The 22,044-nt window shown below is 58.7% G+C and carries 5 protein-coding genes; 4 read left to right on the top strand and 1 reads right to left on the bottom strand.

Translation table 11 applies throughout. From position 1 onward, the window contains the following. Window positions 1-10: 10 nt before the first annotated feature. Entirely contained in the window at window positions 11-1,165 is a 1,155-nt protein-coding gene (locus C7M51_RS10215; RefSeq protein WP_160621698.1) for an MFS transporter, read from the bottom strand. 132 nt (window positions 1,166-1,297) lie between these two features. Between C7M51_RS10215 and C7M51_RS10210 the strand changes: the two genes are divergently transcribed. The 4 genes from C7M51_RS10210 to C7M51_RS10195 all read left to right on the top strand — a co-directional run bounded on the left by C7M51_RS10210 (window position 1,298) and on the right by C7M51_RS10195 (window position 22,039). After that, complete coding sequence (locus C7M51_RS10210; RefSeq protein WP_160621697.1) at window positions 1,298-1,561, top strand: hypothetical protein; 264 nt, start codon at window positions 1,298-1,300, stop codon at window positions 1,559-1,561. Window positions 1,562-2,011: 450 nt separating this feature from the next. After that, window positions 2,012-16,456: an Ig-like domain-containing protein gene (locus tag C7M51_RS10205; protein ID WP_160621696.1), complete on the top strand. Its 14,445-nt coding sequence runs from the start codon at window positions 2,012-2,014 to the stop codon at window positions 16,454-16,456. A gap of 504 nt (window positions 16,457-16,960) precedes the next feature. Continuing rightward, window positions 16,961-20,395: a hypothetical protein gene (locus C7M51_RS10200; protein ID WP_160621695.1), complete on the top strand. Its 3,435-nt coding sequence runs from the start codon at window positions 16,961-16,963 to the stop codon at window positions 20,393-20,395. Between the two features lie 288 nt (window positions 20,396-20,683). Then, window positions 20,684-22,039: a TolC family outer membrane protein gene (locus C7M51_RS10195; RefSeq protein ID WP_160621694.1), complete on the top strand. Its 1,356-nt coding sequence runs from the start codon at window positions 20,684-20,686 to the stop codon at window positions 22,037-22,039. Window positions 22,040-22,044 lie beyond the last annotated feature (5 nt).

Here is a 22,044-nt window from a genome sequence, read left to right as displayed (position 1 = left end):
ACCTGACCATTTAACGAGTCACCAGCCGTGCGCTGGCAGCAACCGCCACCAGAAGCACCACGATGACGGCGAAGGCGGTCACCAGGCTAAACCCGTGAGCCACAAAACCAATTAACGCCGGACCTGCCAGAATACCCGCATAGCCGATCGTTGTCATGGCAGAGATGGCAAGATTGACCGGCATTGCGGTCTGACGGCCTGCCGCACTGAACAAAATCGGCACCGTATTTGCCGCGCCGAAACCAATCAGCAGGAAAGAGAGCAGGGCGATAAAGGGGCTGTTAACGCTGATCAGCAGCAGCACGCCGAGCGCCGCGCAGAGGCAGCCGCCGGTCAGCACTGCCCGGTTGCTGAAACGATTTACGACGCGATCGCCGGTCAGACGACCGATGCTCATGGCAACAGAGAAAACCGCATAGCCAAGACCAGCCTGAGCCGCAGGCATAGCGCGTTCCTGTGTTAACAGCAGCGCGCTCCAGTCCAGCACTGCGCCTTCGGTAAGAAACAAGATAAAACAGAGCACGCCGAGAAACAGCACCCAGCCGCGTGGAATTACAAACAGCGGCGTATCGTCCTGATGCATACGCTCGGTCAGTATCCAGCGCTGACTGCTCAACAACAGCAGCGCCAGCACCAGCAGTACCACCAGCACGGACTGTAGCGGCGACAGATTCAGCCACAGCATCACGCTAACCAGGCCTGCCCCGGCGATGCCGCCGACGCTGTAAAAACCGTGAAAGCCGGACATCATGGTACGCCCGGACGCTTTCTCTACCTCAACGGCCTGAATATTCATCGCCACGTCCAGCGTGCCGATTGCCGCGCCAAACAGCATCAGAACCGCCGCCAGGGTGATTGGCGATGAAAGCGTTGCCATCAGCGGCAGCATTACCATCACCAACAGTGAGGAACAGAGGATAACGCGCCTGCAACCCTGTTTGCCTACCAGCGCGCCGGTCAGGGGCATGGCAATCAGCGATCCCAGGCCAAGAAACAGCAGCAGACCGCCAAGCGCCGCATCGCTAACCATCAGGCGTGATTTCGCATAGGGTACCAGCGGTGCCCAGGCGGAGACGGCGGTACCGGCAACCAAAAAAATTATCCGGGTTGCTATCTGGGTGGCGGTTTGGCTTTTTAGCGCCTGTCCTGCTTCTGCCGAACTCATTGGTTGTTTTCCATAATAGGTAGAGGAGTCCTTTTTAACACAGAACACATCGCTAAAGCAGCGTTTCATCGGGCAAAGAGCTTAGCGGTGCCCGTTCTGTATCAGAAAGCTTATTAAACGATAAAATAGCGGTTGTTAATCAATTTTCGTCGCAGAGTGGTTTTTTCAGGAAATTTCCTGGCTAAAAGGCGCAAAACCGGGCACATCGCAGCAGCTATGTTGCCGTTATCTGGTCTGAATCCGGTTTCACCGATCGGTAATACCGCCAGCGTTACAGCGCAGGATTTTGGCAATCGTGCAAAAAATAACCGTTCAGAAAATCGTTACTATCCTTTTTTCGCTGGTCCTAATCTGAGCCGCCTGACAGGTTTTTTTGTGCAAAACCTCACCAATTGAGAAAAATAATAGCGGCTCATCCGCGATTGTAAAACCTCTCTTTCCGCTGAACGGGCAATAAGGCCAGCGCAAGCTGATGCGGCATTAACTTTCACTTAAAACAAATAATTAGTAAACCTATTGTTAATTAATTTTATAATTAACGCTAACTCAACATAAGTAATTCTTACTGTTTAAATCGTTTTTTCTAATGATTACGATAAAAATTATTCACCGCCAGCGCAGCGGTTTTTGATTATATCTGAAACAGTAAAAACGAAAAATAACGCATCGCATTTGATTAAACCAGGGTTGCAGACCGTATTCTTCCGTCATCTCCCCTGCTTTGCACCGGGCAAGTTTCAATCTAAAGACGTGTCGCGGCTTTCCGTAAGGCTCGCTAACTATAAGCATTTCTTTACTTTGATTAATTAAAACATTACCTCAACTTGTGCAAAAAAGGGGTTTCAGATGGCACAGCTCTCCTCCGGGCGCGTGGATATCATTTCGCGCGAAAACGGCACCTTACTCTCGCAAAACAGCAGCACGGCCTCCCGCACCGTTTTACTCAGCGAACCCAGCGTTGTACGGATTAACGGCACGCGATCCGCAGTGGCATCGTTTGAACGACAGGGTGATGATCTGATTCTGCATATGCAGGATGGCAGCGTGGTGCGCTATCAGCGTTTCTTCCTCGATCAAAATGGCGAACACAGCGAACTGGTCTTTGACGACGGGGTTAATCCGCCTGAGCATGCGATTTTTCCGGCTGCCAGCGAGGCGGCTGACGCAACCACGGCAATGGCGGTTACGCCGACCTATGAATCCCTTGGCGATATTGAACCGCTGCTGTTGGCGGATAACTCGCTGATTGGCGAAAACCTGACGACCGCAGTGGGCGTGGCAGGCGTACTTGGCCTGGCGGGGATTGGCATCGCCGCCTCCGGCGGCGGTGGCGGAGGTGGTGGCGATGACAACAATAGCGGCGGCGGTAACGGCGGCGGAGATAACGGCAACGGTAACGGCGGTGGTAACGGCGGCGGAGATAATGGCAACGGTAACGGCGGTGGCAACGGCGGCGGAGATAATGGCAGCGGTGGTGGTGATAATGGCGGCGGCGATGGTGGCGGAGGTGACAACGGCGGCGGCGGTATCCCCGAACCGGCGCTGGGCACCATTACTATTACGGAACCGGTCAGCGGTGATGGCTACCTTAGCGCCAGTGAAACTCAATCGGCGCTGATTATCAGCGGCACGACAACCGGCATCAGTGCGGGCAGCACCGTCACGCTGACGTTTAACGGCGTGAATTATACCGGCACCGTAGGCAGCAACGGTAGCTGGAGTATCACCATTCCAGCCTCCGCGCTGGGCGGTCTGGGCAACGGCGTCCAGAATATTACCGTTACGGTCGTCGACGGGACCGGCGATACGGTTAGCGACAGCGGTCAGCTCAACGTGCTGGTTACGCCGCCGCAGCCTACGCTGAACCCGCCGTTTGGCGACGGTACGCTGGATGGCAATGAGGCGGGCAACGATCAAACATTAACCGGCAATACCGGAGCAACCGGGCCGGGACAGAGCGTTACGGTCACTATCGGCGGCAACGATTATAACGGCACCGTAGGCAATGACGGTAGCTGGAGTGTCACTATTCCCGGCGGTGATTTGCAAAACCTGCCGCAGGGGGAGAATCCGATAACGGTCACCGTCACCGATCCTGCGGGTAATAGCGGCAGTACCACCAGCAATGTGACGGTTGATACTGCGCCAACGCCCGCCACAGGTACGGTAGATACCCCCATTTCCGGTGATAATATCCTCAGCGGCGATGAGCTACAGCAGGATCTGTTAATTAGCGGTACCGGAACCGCTGGCGATCGCGTTACGGTTAACTTCGACGGCGTAGACTACACGGGCGTGGTGCAGGCCAACGGGCGCTGGGTCATCACTATTCCGGCGAACGCGCTGGGTAACCTCACCGATGGCGACTACCCGCTCCAGGTGTCGATCACTAACGCGGCGGGCACCACCACGGTGATTGGTGAAACGTCGCTGGCGGTCGATCCGTCGCTGCCTGCCACCACGCTGACGCTGGATCCGATTGCAGGCGATGGAATTTTAAACGCGACAGAGCAGGACAGTCCGTTGACGCTGAGCGGCAGCGGCAGCCCTGGCGATACCGTCAGCGTCACGCTGAACAATATCAATTACCAGACCACGGTAGGCGAGGATGGCAGATGGTCGCTGTCAGTACCTGCCAGCGATTTGGCGGCGCTCGCCGATGGCGACTATGCGCTTAGCGCAACGGCAACCAGTCCGGCAGGCGGCGTCTATACGCAGCAGACGGTACTGACAGTAGACACTGCACCGCCTGCGCTGACGCTGGATACACCGCTGGCGGGCGATGGCTACCTGAATAATACCGAAGCTGGCGCGCCGCTGGCGGTTAGCGGCACCGGCGAGGCGGGTTCAACCGTCACGGTGACGCTGAACGGTACGGATTACACCACCACCGTGGCAGAGAACGGCCAGTGGACGGTTTCTGTTCCTTCTGCCGATCTCTCCGCGCTACCCAACGGTAACTATACGCTGACGGTCAGCGCGACCGATGCTAACGGCAATACGGCAACCAGTAACAGCTCGCTGGCGGTAGTGGCCGATCCTGCGGCGCTGCCTGGCGTAACCCTCGATCCTTTCACCGGCGATAACCAGCTAGATAACGCAGAACAGGCGATCGATCAGCAGGTTACCGGCAGCACCACTAACGTCAGCGCAGGCCAGACGGTCACCGTAACCCTGAACGGCGTTGACTATACCGGCACGGTAGCGGCTGATGGCAGCTGGAGCGTGACCGTTCCCGCTGCTGATTTAGCCGCGCTGGCAGATGGCAGCCAGACATTAAACGTGACGGTTAGCGACGTAGCCGGTAACAGCGCCAGCGGCAGCGAAAGCTTTACCGTTGCGCCACCCAACAGCGGCGCAGCGATTGCCATTGCGCCCGTCTCAGTTGATGGCTATCTCAACGCCCAGGAAGCGCAGCAGCCGCTTACCGTCAGCGGCAGTACCGCGCAGGTAGCGGAAGGCAGTGTGGTAACGGTCAATGTAAATGGCAACAACTACACCGGCACGGTGGCGGCAGACGGCAGCTGGAGCGTAACTATACCGGTCGCCGATCTGGCAGCGCTAAACGACGGGCCGCTGACGGTCACCGCCAGCGTGCCGGATGGCAACGGCAACACCCTGAGCGACGACGCGACGTTAAATGTGGCGATAACGCCGCTGCCAACGCCGGTACTGGATACGCCATTTGGCGACGGCGTGCTCTCTGGCAGCGAACTGACCGAGGACCAGACCCTGACCGGCAGCACCGGCATCAGCGGCGGCGGTCAGGAGGTGGTGGTTTCGCTGAACGGCAATGATTATCCGGCAACGGTAGACAACGACGGCAACTGGACGGTAACCGTACCGGTCGGCGATATTCAGGATCTGCCGCCGGGCGATAATCCGGTTACGGTTACGGTGACCGACGTAGCGGGTAATACCAACAGCGCCACGACGCCGGTGACGGTTGACGTTAGCTCGCCTGCATTGACGGTCAATCCGCCATCCGGCGACGGCGTGATTAATGCCGCAGAACAGGATAATCCGCTGGTGATCAGCGGCTCCACCGATGCGGGCAGCAGCGTGACGGTTAATTTTGACGGCGTGGATTACCCGGCAACGGTTGCGACAGACGGTAGCTGGAGCGTTAGCCTGCCGGCCAGCGCGCTCCAGACGCTGGACGACGGGCGTTACGATGTTACCGTTACCGCCACGCGTCCAGACGGTGCCAGCACCACGACGCAGACGCCGGTTGCTATCGATACCAGCGCCCCGCTTTTTACCATTAACCCTCCGGCTGATGATGGCATCCTTAATGCCACCGAGCAGGGCGAGGCGCTCACCATTGGCGGCAGCGGCAGCGCGGGTGACAGCGTGATCGTCACGCTCAATGGCGTAAACTACGCCACCAGCGTCGGCAGCGATGGGCAATGGTCAGTCAGCGTACCCGCCAGCGATCTTGGCGCATTGAGCGATGGCAACAGCTATCCGGTAAGCGTGCTGGTGACCGATGCCAGCGGCAACCGCAGCAGCGATCGGGTTTCGTTGCAGGTTGATACCACGCCACCGGCGTTAACTATCGATCCGCCGTCTGAAGATGGCCTGCTCAACGCCGCCGAACAGCAGCAGACGCTGACCCTGACCGGCAGCGGCGAAGCGGGCAGCACCATTACTGTCACCCTTAACGGCGAAACCTTTGAAGGCACCGTTGGCGTTAACGGTCAGTGGCGGGTGGAGGTGCCGCCTGAGACACTGGCAACGCTTAACGAAGGGCCAAATACCATTACCGTTAGCGAACGTGATGCGGTTGGCAACGTAACGACCGGGGAAACCATCCTGACGGTTGATGCCGCCGCCGCCAACCAGCCAGCCATTAGCGTGGCGGTAGATATCTTCGCCGGTAACGGCGTGCTGGGCAGTGCCGAACAGCAGGTTGCCCAGCAGCTGACCGGCAGTACCACGAACGTTGAGGCCGGACAGACGGTAACGGTTACCCTGAACGGTGCCAGCTATACCGGTCTGGTGGATGCCGAGGGCAACTGGAGCGTCACGCTGCCCGCAGAGGCGCTGAATGCGCTCAACGACGGTAGCCAGACGCTTACCGTGACCGTTAACGACGCGGCGGGCAATAGCGCCAGCGCCAGCGCCGATTTTACCGTCAACACCGCGCTGAGCGGGATCGCACTGGCCCCTGTGGCGGGCGATGGCTATCTGAACGCGGCGGAGGCGGCGCAGGATCTGGTTATCAACGGCACCAGCGCCAACGTGCCGGAAGGCCGCACCGTAACAGTGACCTTTGAAGGGCAGAACTACACCGCCACGGTTACGGCAAACGGCAGCTGGAGCGTCACCATCCCGGTGGCTAATCTGACCAACCTGACGGATGGCCCCTTAACCATCGTTGCCAGCACCACCGATGCCACGGGCAGCACGGTAAGCAGCGACGCCACGCTGAATGTGGCGGTGAATGCGCAGCCGTCGGTAACCATTGATGCACCGTTTGACGATGGCTATCTCAACGCCGCCGAACAGGGACAGGATGGCGTACTGACCGGCAGCACCGGTATTAGCGGGCCGGGACAAACGGTAACGGTGACGCTGGACGGCAACACCTATACCGGTACGGTAGCGGCGGACGGCAGCTGGAGCGTTACGCTGCCCGCTACCGCGCTTGGGGCGCTCAATGACGGCGATACCCCGCTGACAGTGACGGTCAGTGATGCGGCAGGCAACAGCGACAGCGGCAGCGTTATCCTGACGGTGGATACCAGCGCACCGCCGGTTACGCTGGAAACGCCGGTCAGCGGCGGCGCGCTGAACGCTAACGAAGTGACGCAGCCGCTGGAACTGAACGGCAGCGGCGAGGCGGGCAACACCATCACCGTTACCCTGAACGGCAACGATTACACGACCACCGTAGGCGATAACGGGCTCTGGACGCTGAGCGTGCCCGCAGCCGATCTGGGCGCGCTGGCTGACGGCAGCTATACGCTGAGCGTCACCGCCAGCGATGCGGCAGGCAATGCCACCACGGTGGATACGCCGCTGACGGTCAAAGCGGAAACCGCGAATCTGCCGGTACTGACGATTAACGATTTTGCCGGTAACAATGTGCTGGACGGTGCGGAACAGCAGACGTCGCAGCTGCTGACCGGCACCGCAACCAACGTTGAGGCGGGGCAGATCGTTACCATTACGCTGGATGGACAGACCTATGATGCCGTGGTGCAATCAGGCGGCAGCTGGAGCGTCAGCGTACCCGCCAGCGCGCTTGGTAACCTGGCTAACGGCACCGTGACCATTAGCGCGGCGGTCAGCGATGTGGCGGGCAACACCACCTCGCAGTCGCTGGAGGTCACCGTCAATAACGCGCTGTCGGGGCTCTCTGTTGATACTCTCAGCGATGATGGCTATCTCAGCGCCAGCGAAGCGGGCGAAGATCTGCTGGTCACCGGCACCAGCGCCAATCTGACCGCAGGCACGCCGATCACCGTCACCTTTAACGATCGCACCTACACGGCTACCGTGGGCGAAAACGGCAGCTGGAGCGTGACCATTCCGGCCACCGCGCTGGCTGGACTGTCTGACGGCACCACCACATTAACGGTTAACGCTACCGATGCGGCGGGCAACCCGGTCAGCAGCAGCAGCGATCTGAATGTCATTATCAACAGCCTGCCGGATGCAACGCTGCAAACGCCGTTCGGCGACGGTATCCTGAACGCGGCGGAAAGCGGCGTCTCGCAACAGCTGCTGGGCAATACCGGCGTCACCGGTGCGGGGCAGATTGTGACCGTCAGTCTTAACGGCACTGACTACAGCGGCACGGTAGACAGCAACGGTAACTGGCGTGTCACGCTGCCAACCGAGGCGCTACAGGGACTGCCCGCCGGAGAAAGTCCGCTGCTGGTTACGGTCAGCGATGCTGCCGGTAACACCAGCACGGTAGAGAGCAGCGTGACGGTAGATACCACGCCGCCAACGCTGAGCGTCGATGCGATAGCGGGCGATAACCGCGTGAACGCCGCTGAAGCCGCCGCGCCGATCGCCGTCAGCGGCAGCACCGATGCAGGCGAAGGACAGACGGTGACCATCAGCCTTAACGGTCAGACCTGGACCACGCAGGTGGATGCCAACGGCAACTGGACGCTCGACCTGCCCGCCGGGGCGCTGGCTGGCATTAACAGCGGTGACTATCCGTTTAGCGTCACCGTCAGTGATGCGGCTGGCAACCCCACCACCAGCACCGGCACGCTGAACGTGCAGAATGCGGTGCTGGCACCGACCATCAACACGCCGTTCGCTGATGGCTATCTCAACATTAACGAGGCGGAAAGCGCGCAAACCCTGACCGGCACCAGCGGCGTAACCGGTGCCGGACAGACGGTTATAGTCTCTATCGACGGCGCAGATTACCCCGCAGAGGTGGATAATAATGGCAACTGGACGCTGACGCTGGATGCGGACACGCTACAGGATCTTGCCGCAGGCGTACTGCCGATTGTGGTCACGGTCACCGATGCGGCGGGCAACGTTGGCACGGTAGAAAACGCCGTGACCGTTGATTACACCGTGCCGACGCTGACGCTGGACCCGGTAGCGGGCGACGACATCATCAACCAGGCGGAAACGCGTCAGGATCTGGTGATTAGCGGTAGCGCCGACGGTGCCGATATTGGGCAAACGGTAACGGTTAATGTTGGCGGGCAGACGCTGCAAACCGTGGTACTGAACGATGGCAGCTGGCGCGTTACCGTACCTGCCAGCGTTCTCCAGGGACTGAACGATGGCGAAACTACCGTCAGCGTTACGTTGACGGATGCCGCCGGTAATACGACAACACTCGATCGTCCATTAACGGTAGTAGCGAACCCTACGGATCTGCCACAGCTGACGCTGGATACCATCTCCGGCGACGGCTATATCAACCAGGCGGAGGCGGGACAGCCGTTAATTCTGACCGGCAGCAGCACCAACCTGGCCGCCGGAGATACGGTGACCGTTACCCTGAACGGTGCCAGCTATACCGGGCTGGTGGATGAGGCGGGCAACTGGAGCGTAACGCTGCCGCAGAGTGTGGTCGGGCAGCTTGCCGATGGCCCGCAGAGCATTATTGTCAGCGCCACCGATGCGGCAGGTAATCCGGCTTCTGCCACAGGCAGCGTGACGGTCGTTGCCAGCGCCGCCAGCCAGCCGACGATTACCCTTAATCCGGTTACCGGCGATGATATTGTCAACGCGCAGGAGGCGGGCGATGGGCTGACCATCACCGGTGGCAGTCAGCGTCTGCCGGAAGGCAGCAGCGTTACCGTCACCCTGAACGATCGGGAGTACACCACTACCGTTGACGCTAACGGCAACTGGAGCGTCTCCGTGCCGCCCGCCGCAGCGCAGGCGCTGCCGCAGGGCGATAACCGCGTCACCGTCAGTGGCAGTGACTTGGCGGGCAACCCGGCGCAGGATAGCGAAATCGTTACCGTCGATACCGCGCCGCCGACGCTGGTGGCTATTGAGCTGGGCGCAGGCGCAGATAACATTCTGAATCTGGCAGAGTCGCTGGCGGGTATTAACGTCACCGGGCAGAGCGAACCGGGCCAGCTGGTTACCGTGACGCTTAACGGGCGCACCTATACCGGCGCGGCGAACGGCGAGGGTAACTTCTCGATCGCTATTCCCGGCGGCGATCTACAGCAGCTTGATGACGGTACGTTGCCGGTTACCATCTCGGTTACCGATGCCAACGGTAACGTTAACAGCGACACTATCGATCTGACGGTGGCAATTAATACGCTGCCGACGCTGACGCTGGATACGCCGTTTACCGATGGCGTAATTGGCGCGGCGGAGGCGGCGGTTGAACAGACGCTGAGCGGCAGTGCCACTAACCTGGCGGCGGGGACCGAGGTGACGGTAACTATCGGTTCGCTGAACTTTACCACGGCGGTAGACGCCGATGGCAACTGGCAGGTGGCTATTCCGGCCGATACGCTGAACGCGCTGGCGGACGGCACGGTGACTGTCGTTGTCAGCGCCGTCGATGCGGCAGGAAACCCGGCCAGCGCCCAGAGCAGCGTCGATCTGCTGATTGCCACGCAGCCGGAAGCTGCGCTGAATACGCCGTTTATCGATGGTGCGTTGAACGCTGCTGAAGCGGGCGCGGGCCAGGTGATTAGCGGTACGACCGGCATTAGCGGCGCGGGCCAGACGGTCAGCGTGGTGATTGATGGGCTTAATGATGGACAGCCGCTAACGGCTAACGTCAACGCTAACGGCAGCTGGTCGCTGGCCCTGACGCCACAACAGCTGGCTTCGCTGGCGGATGGCACCCACAGCATCACGGTAACGGTCACCGATCGCGCGGGTAACAGCGACACCGCATCGCTCGACTTCACTTCTGTGACTACCTTACCCACGGTAACGCTGGAAACGCCGTTTGACGATGGGCAGCTGAATGCGGTTGAGGCCGCCAGCGGCGCTACGCTTAACGGCACCACCGGTATTACCGGCACGCAAACGGTGGTGGTGACCATCAACGGCGGCAGCTATCCGGCGACGGTAGATGCGCAGGGCAACTGGTCATTGACCCTGACGCCGGAACAGCTACAGGCGCTGCCGGACGGTACGCTGCCGGTTACGGTTACCGTTACCGATGCGGTAGGCAACAGCGACAGTGCAAGCGTGCCGGTGCAGGTTATTGTTAATAATCTGCCTGATGCGACGATCAACCTGCCGTTCGGCAACGGTGCGCTGAGCGCGGCGGAGGCAGACGTGACGCAAACGCTGAGCGGACAAACCGGCGTCAGCGGCGCAGGGCAAACGGTCAGCGTGGTGATTAGCGGCTTTAATAACGATGAGCCGCTCACCGCTACGGTGGACGCGCAGGGTAACTGGACGCTGAACCTGACGCCCGCACAGTTGGATACGCTTGGCAACGGTACGCATACTATCACCGTGACCGCCACCGATGCGGTGGGCAACACCAGCGTTACCGCACCGCTGGAAGTGACCACGGCGGTAACCTTACCACAGCCGGTTATTGATACGCCGTTTGGCGATGGCGTGCTGAATATCAGCGAAGCCGCAGGCTCGGTGACCCTGAGCGGTAACACCGGCGCTACCGGCGATAATCAGGGCGTACAGTTAAGCATTGATGTGAACGGCACGCTTTATACCGGCACGGTTGACGCAAATGGTGACTGGACGGTGAATCTGCCAGCAGGCGCATTAAGCGGGTTGGATGACGGTACGCACAATATTGTGATTACCGTGGTCGACAGCGCAGGCAACGTGGTGCAGAGCAGCGAAACCTTTACCTCAGCGCAGACGCCGCCAGCGCCAACGGTGAACCTGCCGTTTGGTGATGGTCTGCTGAATGCGGCCGATGCTGCCGCAGGCGTAACGCTGAGCGGTAATGCAGGTGGTGCAACCGGCATCACCGTCACGCTGGGCGGCCAGACCTTGCCGGCTACCGTTAACGCTGACGGCAGCTGGACGCTGGATCTGCCTGCCGCAACGCTCAACGGGCTGGCGCAGGGCAGCGGTAGCCTTACTGTGACCGCCACCGATGCCAGCGGCAACAGCAGCAGCATAAGCGATGAATTTACCGTTAATACCAGCGTGCCGGTGATTACTATCGGTGATTTCGCCGGTGACAATGTGCTGAACTACGCGGAAAGCATCGTATCGCAAACGCTTAGCGGTAGCGCCACCGGTGCCGAGCCGGGTTCACTGGTGACGGTCTCCGTGGGCGGCAACACCTTCAACGGCATCGTGGATGCCAACGGCGGCTGGAGCGTTAACGTGCCGCCGGAGACGCTGGGACAGCTGACGGCACCCAGCGCTGATATCAGCGTCACCATTGTCGATCCGGCAGGCAACAACGCCAGCGCCACCGCCACCATCGGCGTCAACCTGACGCCACCGGCGGAACCGTTGCTGACGCTGGCAACCGTTGCCGGTGATAACATCCTTAATGCCAGCGAGGGGCTGCCGACCTTTAGCGGCACCTTTGCCAATTTCGATGCCAGCGGCGGCACGATTACCGTGTCGGTAAACGGTACGCCGATTGCCACTGTTCCGGTCACCGGGGCTAACGGCAGCTGGACAGTTACGCCTGAGGCCGGAACTTTCCCAGCCGATGGCAGCTATACCATTACGGTTAACGCCACCGGTCCGGCAGGCGAGACCTCTGTCGGCTCGACGCTGGTGGTGGATCGTACCGCACCAACCTTAACCATCAACGACTTTGCCGGTGATGGCTACCTGAACGGTACGGAAGTATCCAGTTCTCAGGTGATCAGCGGCACCGCTTCAGCGTCAGAAGCGGGGCGTACCGTCACCGTCACGTTCGGTGATAACAGCTATCGCGCTATCGTGCAGGCTGACGGCACATGGCGCACCACCGTACCCGTCGCCGATCTGCAGGCGCTGGAAGATGGCAATGTGCCGATCGCCGCCACGCTGAGCGATGCGGCAGGGAACGTTGGCAGCGCTACCGGTAGCGTAACCGTTGATACTGGCGCGCCGCTGCTACAGCTGGATGCGCTGCTCGGTAACAACATCCTGAACGCCGCCGATATTCTGGTTAACCAGGTCCTGACCGGACGCGCCAGCGGCGCGGAAGGACAAACCATCGGCATCTACCTGGGCGACGGCAATCCCATCGCCACGGCGGTGGTGGCGCAGGATGGTACTTTCAGTATCGATCTGTCGCCGGAAGTGCTTGGCAGCCTGACCGAAGGGCCGCTGGTGCTGGGCGTGCGCGTTGGCGACGAGGCGGGCAACGTAACGGATGCGACGCTGACCGTCAATAAAGTGGTCAACGGCGCGCTCAATCTGATTGTGGATTCGGTGTTTGGCGACGGCTTCCTTAACGCCGCCGATACCGCTATTGGCCAGACTATCAGCGGGATCGCTGAATCGGCGGGCATCGGCGCGACGGTATCGCTGACGCTGGGCGGCACCACGCTGACGGCGGCGGTAGGTCAGGACGGCAAATGGGCGATTGTGGTACCGCCCAGCGTGCTGGGGCTGTTGCAGGATGGCAATATCGATCTCAATCTGACGCTGACCGATGCCGCAGGTAACCAGCGCTCGGTGACGGAAACCGTCACCGCCATCGTTGATAACCTGCCGGTGATCGGCAACCTGACCGGGCTGTTCGGCGGCGATAACCTGCTGAATATTGCCGAGCTGGGCCAGGCGCAAACTATCGGTGGGGTGATTGATGCTGCTACCGGCTCGATTGTTACCGTTACCTTAGGCAACCAGAGCTATCAGACGCAGGTTACCGCAGGCGGCAACTGGGGCGTCACCATCCCGGCGACAGATCTTGGCAATCTGCTCGACGGCACGCTGGCGCTGGGCGTACAGGTGACTGACCCGGCGGGCAATACCGCCTCGCAGTCGGTAAATATTGGCGTCTTTGGCACCGCGCCGGTCATCAGCCTGAACCCGATCTTTGGCAACGGCTTCCTGAACGCGGCGGAGCTGCTGGTCAACCAAACCATCAGCGGCGTTGCGCAGAATGTCGCCGCCGGCTCGACGGTTAATATCAGTATCGGCAACAGTACCGTGACCGCTACCGTTGGCGCTAACGGGGCTTTTACCGCCACCGTCACGCCGGACATTCTCGGCACCCTGACCCAGGGTAATCTGGATGTCAGAGCCAGCGTTACCGATGCGGCAGGTAATACCACGTCGACTACGGGTGGGCTGGTGGTAGATGTTACGCTGCCGACCATTAACCTTAATCCGCTGTTTGGCGATGGCCTGCTGAATGCGGCGGATGCGCTGGTGACCCAGGTTGTCAGCGGCACTATCGGCAACGTAGAGCCGGGTGCGCGCGTCAGCGTTGCTATCGGTGGGCAGACGCTGGTCACTACCACCGATGCTAACGGTGCCTTCAGCGTTGCGCTGCCGCCAACCCTATTGCAGGGGCTGGCGGACGGCAATCTGACGGCCAGCGTAACGGTGACCGATGCGGCCGGCAACAGCAGCACCGTAGCCTCACTGCCTGCGCTGGTGGGTATCCATAATCTGCCGGTGATCACGCTCGATCCGCTGTTTGGCGATGGCGTGTTGAATCTGGTGGAATCGCTGGTTACGCAGAATATTACCGGCACCGTCGCCAATGCGGCGGCGGGTAGCCAGGTGCGGGTGAATATCGGTAACGTAGTGGTGAACGCCACCGTGGGCAGCGATGGGCGCTTCAGCGCGGCGGTCACGCCGGATATTCTCGGTACGCTGCTGAACGGCAACCTGACCGTGGGCGTTTCGGTGACCGATCCGGTCGGCAACGTCTCCAGCGTCAGCACCGGATTGCAGGTAGGTATCGCGAATCCGCCTGCGCTGACGGTAAACACTATTTTCGGTGATGGCGTACTGAGCGCTGCCGATCTCAGCACCGCGCAGATTATCAGCGGCGGCAGCAGTAACCTCGGCAGCGGCAGCAGCGTGACGGTCACGCTTAACGGACGCAGCTATACCACTACCGTTGGCAGCAACGGTAGCTGGAGCCTGAGCGTGCCGCGCACCGATTTGGCCGCGATTAACGATGGAACGCAGACGGTAAGCGTGCGTGCTACCGACGCCTACGGCAACGTGGCGACCGCTAACGGCAACGTCAGCGTGATCGCCCATACGCCGCCAACGCTGACCATCAGCTCGGTATTTGGCGACGGGTTGCTGAACGCGGCAGATGCGCTGACCACGCAGACCATCAACGGTACGTCGACCAATGCCGAAGGCTCGACGGTAGTGGTCAGGTTGGGTGGGAATAACTACACCGGCACCGTTGGTGCTAACGGCGCATGGAGCGTGGCGGTACCGCCAGCCAGCCTGGCGTCAATCGCCGACGGCACGCAGACGGTGAGCGTCAGCGTCACCAACAGCGCGGGCACCAGCGGATCTACCAGCGGAACGGTGCAGGTAGGCACCCATACGCTGCCGACCGTCACGCTGAACAGCTTCTTTGGTGGCGACAGCTATCTGAACCTGGCTGAAGCAAACACCACGGAAACCATCAGCGGCACCGCGACCAACGCTATTGGACAGACGGTCACGGTCAACGTCGCCGGTACGCAATACACCACCACGGTGGGCGCTAACGGTAGCTGGAGCGTGAACGTACCGTCAGCAACATTACGCAATATCTCTGACGGTAGTCACTCGATTAACGTGTCAGTCAGCGACGCGGTAGGCAACACCGCCTCCGCCAGCGGCAGCTTCAACGCCATCACCCACAACCTGCCGGCTATCGGTGTGGATCCGGTGCTCAGTCTGGTCAGCGTGCTGCTGACCGGCCTGACCATCAGCGGCGGCACGCTGAACCTGCGTCAGGGCACGGTAGTTAACGTTACCCTGAACGGCACCACGCAGCAGGCGACGGTGGATGCGCTGGGGCGCTACAGCGTGAAATTTACCGGCGGATTGCTGACCACGCTGAGCCTTAACTCTATCGTCACCGTTACCGCAGTGGATGCGGCGGGTAACCGCGCCAATACTTCTACCACGCTGTTGCTGGGATCGCTGTTGCCGGTAGCCTCTTCCGGCGAAGTGGCGGCGCTGTCGCTGATGGCGGTATCGGCAGATGAAGCGCTGGCCAGCGATCATCAGCAGGAGCACAGCGCTGTTGCCAGCGGCACCACTGAGCAAACGGCGGTACAGCTGACCACCAGCGGCCCGATAACGCCAGACTCTACCTTAACCACCGAAGCGGATATTCAGGCTCCGGCGGCGGCAACCGTTGATGCAGCCAGCAGCAAGGAGGCGGCAGCCAGCAGCGCGGTGGTGGCAGAAACCGCTACGGATGATATCGGTGCCTTTACCATTGGCGGGCTGACTATCGTACTGGCAGACGGTACGCGGCAGCAGGGCGAGGCGGTTACCGGTGGAGACGGTAGCGACACGGTGATCGTCAACGATCTGGGCTTTACGCATATCGACGGCGGTGCAGGCACCGATACGCTGGTGCTGAACGGCGAACATATGCAGTTGGATCTCACCTCGCTGGGACTGAAGGTAGAGAACATCGAAGTGCTTAATCTGGGCCAGTCTGGCACCAACAGCGTGAAACTGGATCTGAATGAGGCACTGAAGATTACCGATGTACCGGAAGACGATCTACTGATCAAGGGCGCTGACGGCAGCCAGGTGACGCTGGCGAACACCGACGGCGGCGTCTGGAGCAGCGTTGGGCAGCGTGAGGTGGATGGACAGATGTATGATATCTATCACAACTCCGCGCTGGCGGCGAACGATACCCTGGGCGATGTGCTGGTGCAGCATAACCTACAGGTACATGTGGTGTAACAGACTGAACGTAGCGGGGCGCCAGCGCCCTGTATATCAGAGCAAACGGGGCCATGCGCCCCGTTTTTTGTCTGTGCCTCAGGCTAATTATTAATTAACTGTATTTAGATTATATGGAGGCGGAATGACTTAACAGATATCAGGCCATTTTTACCGTAACCCTTTCTTATCAGGCAGAGAATAAGAGCTCGGGTAATGAGCGGGCGCAGGGCAGCATAATTAATACCGACTGAAAATAATCATGCACCAGAAATTAATATTACTAATCTATATGATGAATTGACGTTATTGTTTACTCTGCGCATTATATGCGCCGATTACGCTAACTCATTTTTTTAGATGGTTTTTATGTTCCTTTTTATTGGGCTAACTTAGCTCAGGTGCACGCCAGGCTTATATTTCAGACAATGAAAGTATAAATAAATTTGTGAGATACGTTCTGACCAAGTGACAGGATGCGTTGACTCACAGCAATTTTTAATCTGGAGCCACAGGAGAATTATAATGACCAATAGTACCTCGCGGCAGCAACTCGCCGCCGCACTCTCTTTTTCTGAAAATACGTTACTGGCTGATGCTGCACCTGTTGATCTCGCCGCTACGCTGGCTGCTATTACCAGCGGCGGTCATGCCGAGGCGTTTACCGCACCGGATAGTGCTGTCATCATTAATCCTGTTTCCGGCGATAACCACATCAGCGTTGGTGAACACGGCGAGCAGACAATTATTTCCGGCTATGTCAATAACGGCGCGCCGGGAGATATGGTACTGGTAACGCTGAACGATAAAACCTATACCGGCACGCTGGACAGCAATGAAATGTGGTTTGTCAGCGTGCCCAAAAGCGATATGTCAGCCATTGCGGACGGCAAAGTCGTGTTTAACGTCGAGCATACTGACGGCGCAGGCGAACTCCATCAGCAGGAGGGCTCCTTTACGCTCGCTTCTGATGCCAACGTGCGCTATTCGCCCAGCCTGTTTATTAACAAAGTCACCGGAGACGACGTACTGAGCGCCGTCGAGCGCGGCGGCGATCTGCTGATATCGGGATGGGGACGCTGTATTGGTGAGGGCTATGAGATTAAGGTCACGCTGAACGGCCACACCTACACCACCAAAACCACCAAAGACAGCCGCTGGATTGTCACTATACCTCAGGAGGATTTGAAGTACCTGCCAGAAGGTCAACTGACGATACAAGCTTCGCTGGGCGGAACGGGCCACACGGCCGAGGCGGCCCGGCAGGTAACGCTGACCTATGGCGGGGCGGATAAGGAAACCCCGGTACTGACGATAGATGCCATTTCCGGCGATGATAATGTCATCGCTACTGAAATCACCAGTACTTTCTACGTTACCGGGCATGCGGAGAACATCGCGCCTGACAGCAAGGTTAAACTGGTGATAGGCGATAAAGTCTATAAGGGTATCGTCACCAGCGATGGCGTCTGGAGCGTCGAGGTCAAAGATCTTCAAGCGCTGGTGAATGGCGGTTCTACCCATGCCACCATCAGCTATCAGGATCGGGACGGTAATCAGTTCGCCACCACGCGCGAGATTAAAACCGCGACGGGCAGCATTGACTCTCCTCGCAATCCGATAAACTTTGAATTTGAAGCGATTGCCGAAGACAACGAGATCAGCGGTGAGGAAAGGAATCAGGATTTAACCATCAGGGGGACGTTTACCTCTGGCGAAGGCGTTGGTGTCGGGGAAACCGTCTATGTGACGCTGAACGGCAAAACCTATACTACCGTTGTGCAGCAGAGCGCCGATGGCAACTCAGATTATTACTGGCAGCTTGATATCCCGGCCAGTGATGTGGCGGCGTTAGAGCTGGGCAGCTATACCGTGGTGGCTTCGCTGGATGCTACAACGGATGGTAATAACCAGGTCGTTAACAGCACCCAGGCAACAACGTTGACCGTTGTGGACAAGGATATCGCCATTAACGCTATCTCCGGCGATAACCAAATCAGCGTTGGCGAGCATGGCGAGCAGACAATTATCTCTGGCTATGCCAATGACGGCGCGCCGGGAGAAACGGTGCTGGTGACGCTGAACGATAAAACCTATACCGGTACGCTGGACAACAACAATATGTGGTTTGTCAGCGTGCCCAAAAACGATATGTCAGCCATTGCGGGCGGCAAAGTCGTGTTTAACGTCGAGCATACTGACGCCGCAGGCGTACACCATCAGAAAGAGGGGACTTTTACGCTGGTTTCTCCTGATGTCAACGTGCGCTATTCGCCCAGCCTGTTTATTGACAAGGTCACCGGAGACGATGTACTGAGCGCCGTCGAGCGCGGCGGCGATCTGCTGGTATCGGGATGGGGACGCTGTATTGGTGAGGGCTATGAGATTAAGGTCACGCTGAACGGCCACACCTACACCACCAAAACCACCAAAGACAGCCGCTGGATTGTCACTATACCGCAACAGGATTTACAGGATCTGCCGGCAGGCGAGCTGGTGCTGCTGGCCTCGGTGGGCCGACCGGGCCACACGGCCGAGGCGGCCCGGCAGGTAACGCTGACGCATAGCGGAGCGGACAAGGAAACGCCGGTACTGACGATAGATGCCATTTCCGGCGATGATAATGTCATCGCTACTGAAATCACCAGTACTTTCTACGTTACCGGGCATGCGGAGAACATCGCGCCTGACAGCAAGGTTAAACTGGTGATAGGCGATAAAGTCTATAAGGGTATCGTCACCAGCGATGGCGTCTGGAGCGTCGAGATCAAGGATCTCCATGGCCTGGTGAATGGCGGTTCCGCCCATGCCACCGTCAGCTATGAGGATCGGGACGGTAACCAGTACGCCACCACGCGTGAAATTAAAGTTGCGACGGGCAAGGATCAGTATCGCTATCCGATGCACTTTGAATTTGAGGAGATTGCCGGGGATAACCAGCTCAGCGGTGAAGAAAGGCATCAGGATTTAACCATCAGGGGGACGTTTACCTCCGGCGAAGGTCAGGGGGTCGGAGAAACCGTCTATGTGACGCTGAACGGCAAAACCTATACTACCGTTGTGCAGCGGGGGGCCGCCGGTGACAATTCCGATAATTACTGGCAGCTTGATATCCCGGCCAGTGATGTGGCGGCGTTAACGCCCGGTAGCTATACCGTGGTGGCTTCGCTGGATGCCGCACCGAGGATGGGCAAGCAACTTGTAAACAGCACCCAGGCAAAAACCATAACCGTAGTAGATACGGATAGCTACATTCATCCTGTCTCCGCTGATAACCACATCAGCGTTAATGAACATGGTGAGCAGGCCATTATCTCCGGCTATGCCAATGACGGCGCGCCGCGAGAAACGGTAACGCTGAACGATAAAATCGATACCGGCACGCTGGACAGCGTACTTCATCAGAACGAGGGCGCTTTTGCGCTGGCTTCTGATATCAATGTGAACCATTCGCCCAGCCTGTTTATCGATAAGGTCATCGGTGACGATGCGCTGAGCACCGTTGAGCGCGGCGGTGATTCCACCGTGGAGGCTTCCGTCAGTGACTGGCTGCAATGGAACGGCTCACAGGTTACGCAGACGCAGGTGAAAATTAACCATGTTGATGAGAATGACATGGCAACTCTCAGCCAGCCCGTTGAATCGCAGGATATTGATGTGGCATCGCTTATCGGGGCTTCAGCTCTGGGGCTCCAGAATGAGCAGCCCACCCTCACGGCATTAATCGATCGCCTGACCATGGTAGATGAGTCACAGCAGGAGATTAGGGTAGATAATCCAGCGTCTGTTTCGCTTGCTGAAATAGAGAGTATCCCGGCAGCGCCAACAGAAATGTGGCAAAACCTGGCGGCTGTGCATCAGAGTGCTTCGTTAAGCGATATCACGGCGCAGCATCCCTATGTAAGTGAGAACACACTGGACGATCAGCTTCAGCAGCCGCATCTACAGCCGTTGGTATAATGGTTTAGTCAGGCTTAAGATTTTATCTGCTTGATTGAGTTATTTTTTTAATGTTTACGGCGGCGATAGCCGCCGTTTTTATTTGTTTCGGCGCTGTATTGCGTAGGAAATATCAGTGATGTTGGTAAATAAAAAACGAGCTCAACGGCAAAATTACATCATTTGATTAATAAAATGAATGGAAGTTTGTAATAATTCATGATGTTATTTTACAAGCAAGTATTGCTATGACGGATGGCGCGGAAGCCCGTCCGCGCGTAAGGATAATAAAAAGGTTAACTCAGCCAGATGCGTAAACTCCTTGTTTCTTTTTGCCTGAGCGCGCTGTGGAGCGCCGCCGGGCATCCCGTCTGGGCCGCGTCAGAGCCGAAAGCCGAATTTAACTGGCGCGCCGCGCCCACTGAAGAACAGATCGCTACACTGAGCCTGCGTGAGGCGATTCTGCGTGCCTTTGCCCGTAACCCGCAGATTGCCCAGGCCGCCGCGCAAATCAACGTTGGCACGGCGGAGCTGGATGCGGCGGAAAGTGCCTGGTATCCGCAGATCTCGTTACAGGGCAGCGGCGGGCGTTCTCATCAGACCGATTCTTCCGGCAGCCTGAATAATAACGCCTCCGGTGGCATTACCCTCAGCCAGCTGCTGTACGATTTTGGTCGCACCAGCGGTGCGATCAACGAGCAACACGCGCTCTCTGACGCTTATCGCTTCGCCCTGTTCGATACCATGACCACCGTCGCCGCCGATACGCTTCAGGCCTATCTGGAAGTAAAGCGCTACCAGGCGCTGGTGGTTTCGGCACGCAGAAATATCGATTCGCTGGAACGCGTGCGCGATATCGCCATGCTGCGCGCTGATGCCGGGCTTAACTCTCAATCTGATGTATTGCAGGCGGGGACGCGGCTGGCAGGAATGCGCGCCACGCTGGAGCAGTACCGCGCCCAGCAGCGATCCGCTCAGGCGCAGCTTACCGTGCTGACCGGTGTGATCTCTGACAACCTGCCTGAACTGCCGGAATCGCTGCTGAAACAGCAGGTGACGCTGGATCGCATCGCTTATGAAAAGAGCGCGGCGGTGCGCAGTGCGCAGGCGAGGCAGGAGGCGGCGCGCGAGCGCATCAGTCAGGCGGCCTCTAACCACTGGCCGACGATTAGGGTCGAGGCGGGACGCACCCGCTATGAAAATGACAGCCGTTCCTACTGGAACGATGAGCTACAGCTGCGGGTTGAAGCGCCGCTTTATCAGGGCGGGCTGGTTAACGCTAAAACCCGCTCGGCAGAGGCGGAGCGCCAGGCGGCGCAGGCGGAGATCCAGCGTGCCAAGCTCGATATCAATCAGCACGCCTCTACCGCCTACGCCGATATGATCGGCGCGCAGCAGCGTCAGCAGGCGGGCGAGGCGCAGCTGGCCAGTGCGGAGCACACCCGTTCGGTCTACGCCGATGAATACCGGCTCAGCAAGCGCAGCCTGAACGATTTGCTCAGCGTCGAGCAGGATGTATTTCAGGCCGACAGTATGCGTATTTCAGCGTTGTATGACGGCTGGAGCGCCACGGTGCGTTACGCCGCAGCGGTAGACAATCTGCTCGATATTATCGGTATCGATCGCGAGAAAAACAGCGGTGAACTGCTGCCTTCATTGCAGTAGTGAGC

The sequence above is a fragment of the Mixta intestinalis genome (genome assembly GCF_009914055.1).
Taxonomy (GTDB): Bacteria; Pseudomonadota; Gammaproteobacteria; order Enterobacterales; family Enterobacteriaceae; genus Mixta; species Mixta intestinalis.
This window is presented reverse-complemented; position numbering and strand designations above follow the sequence as displayed.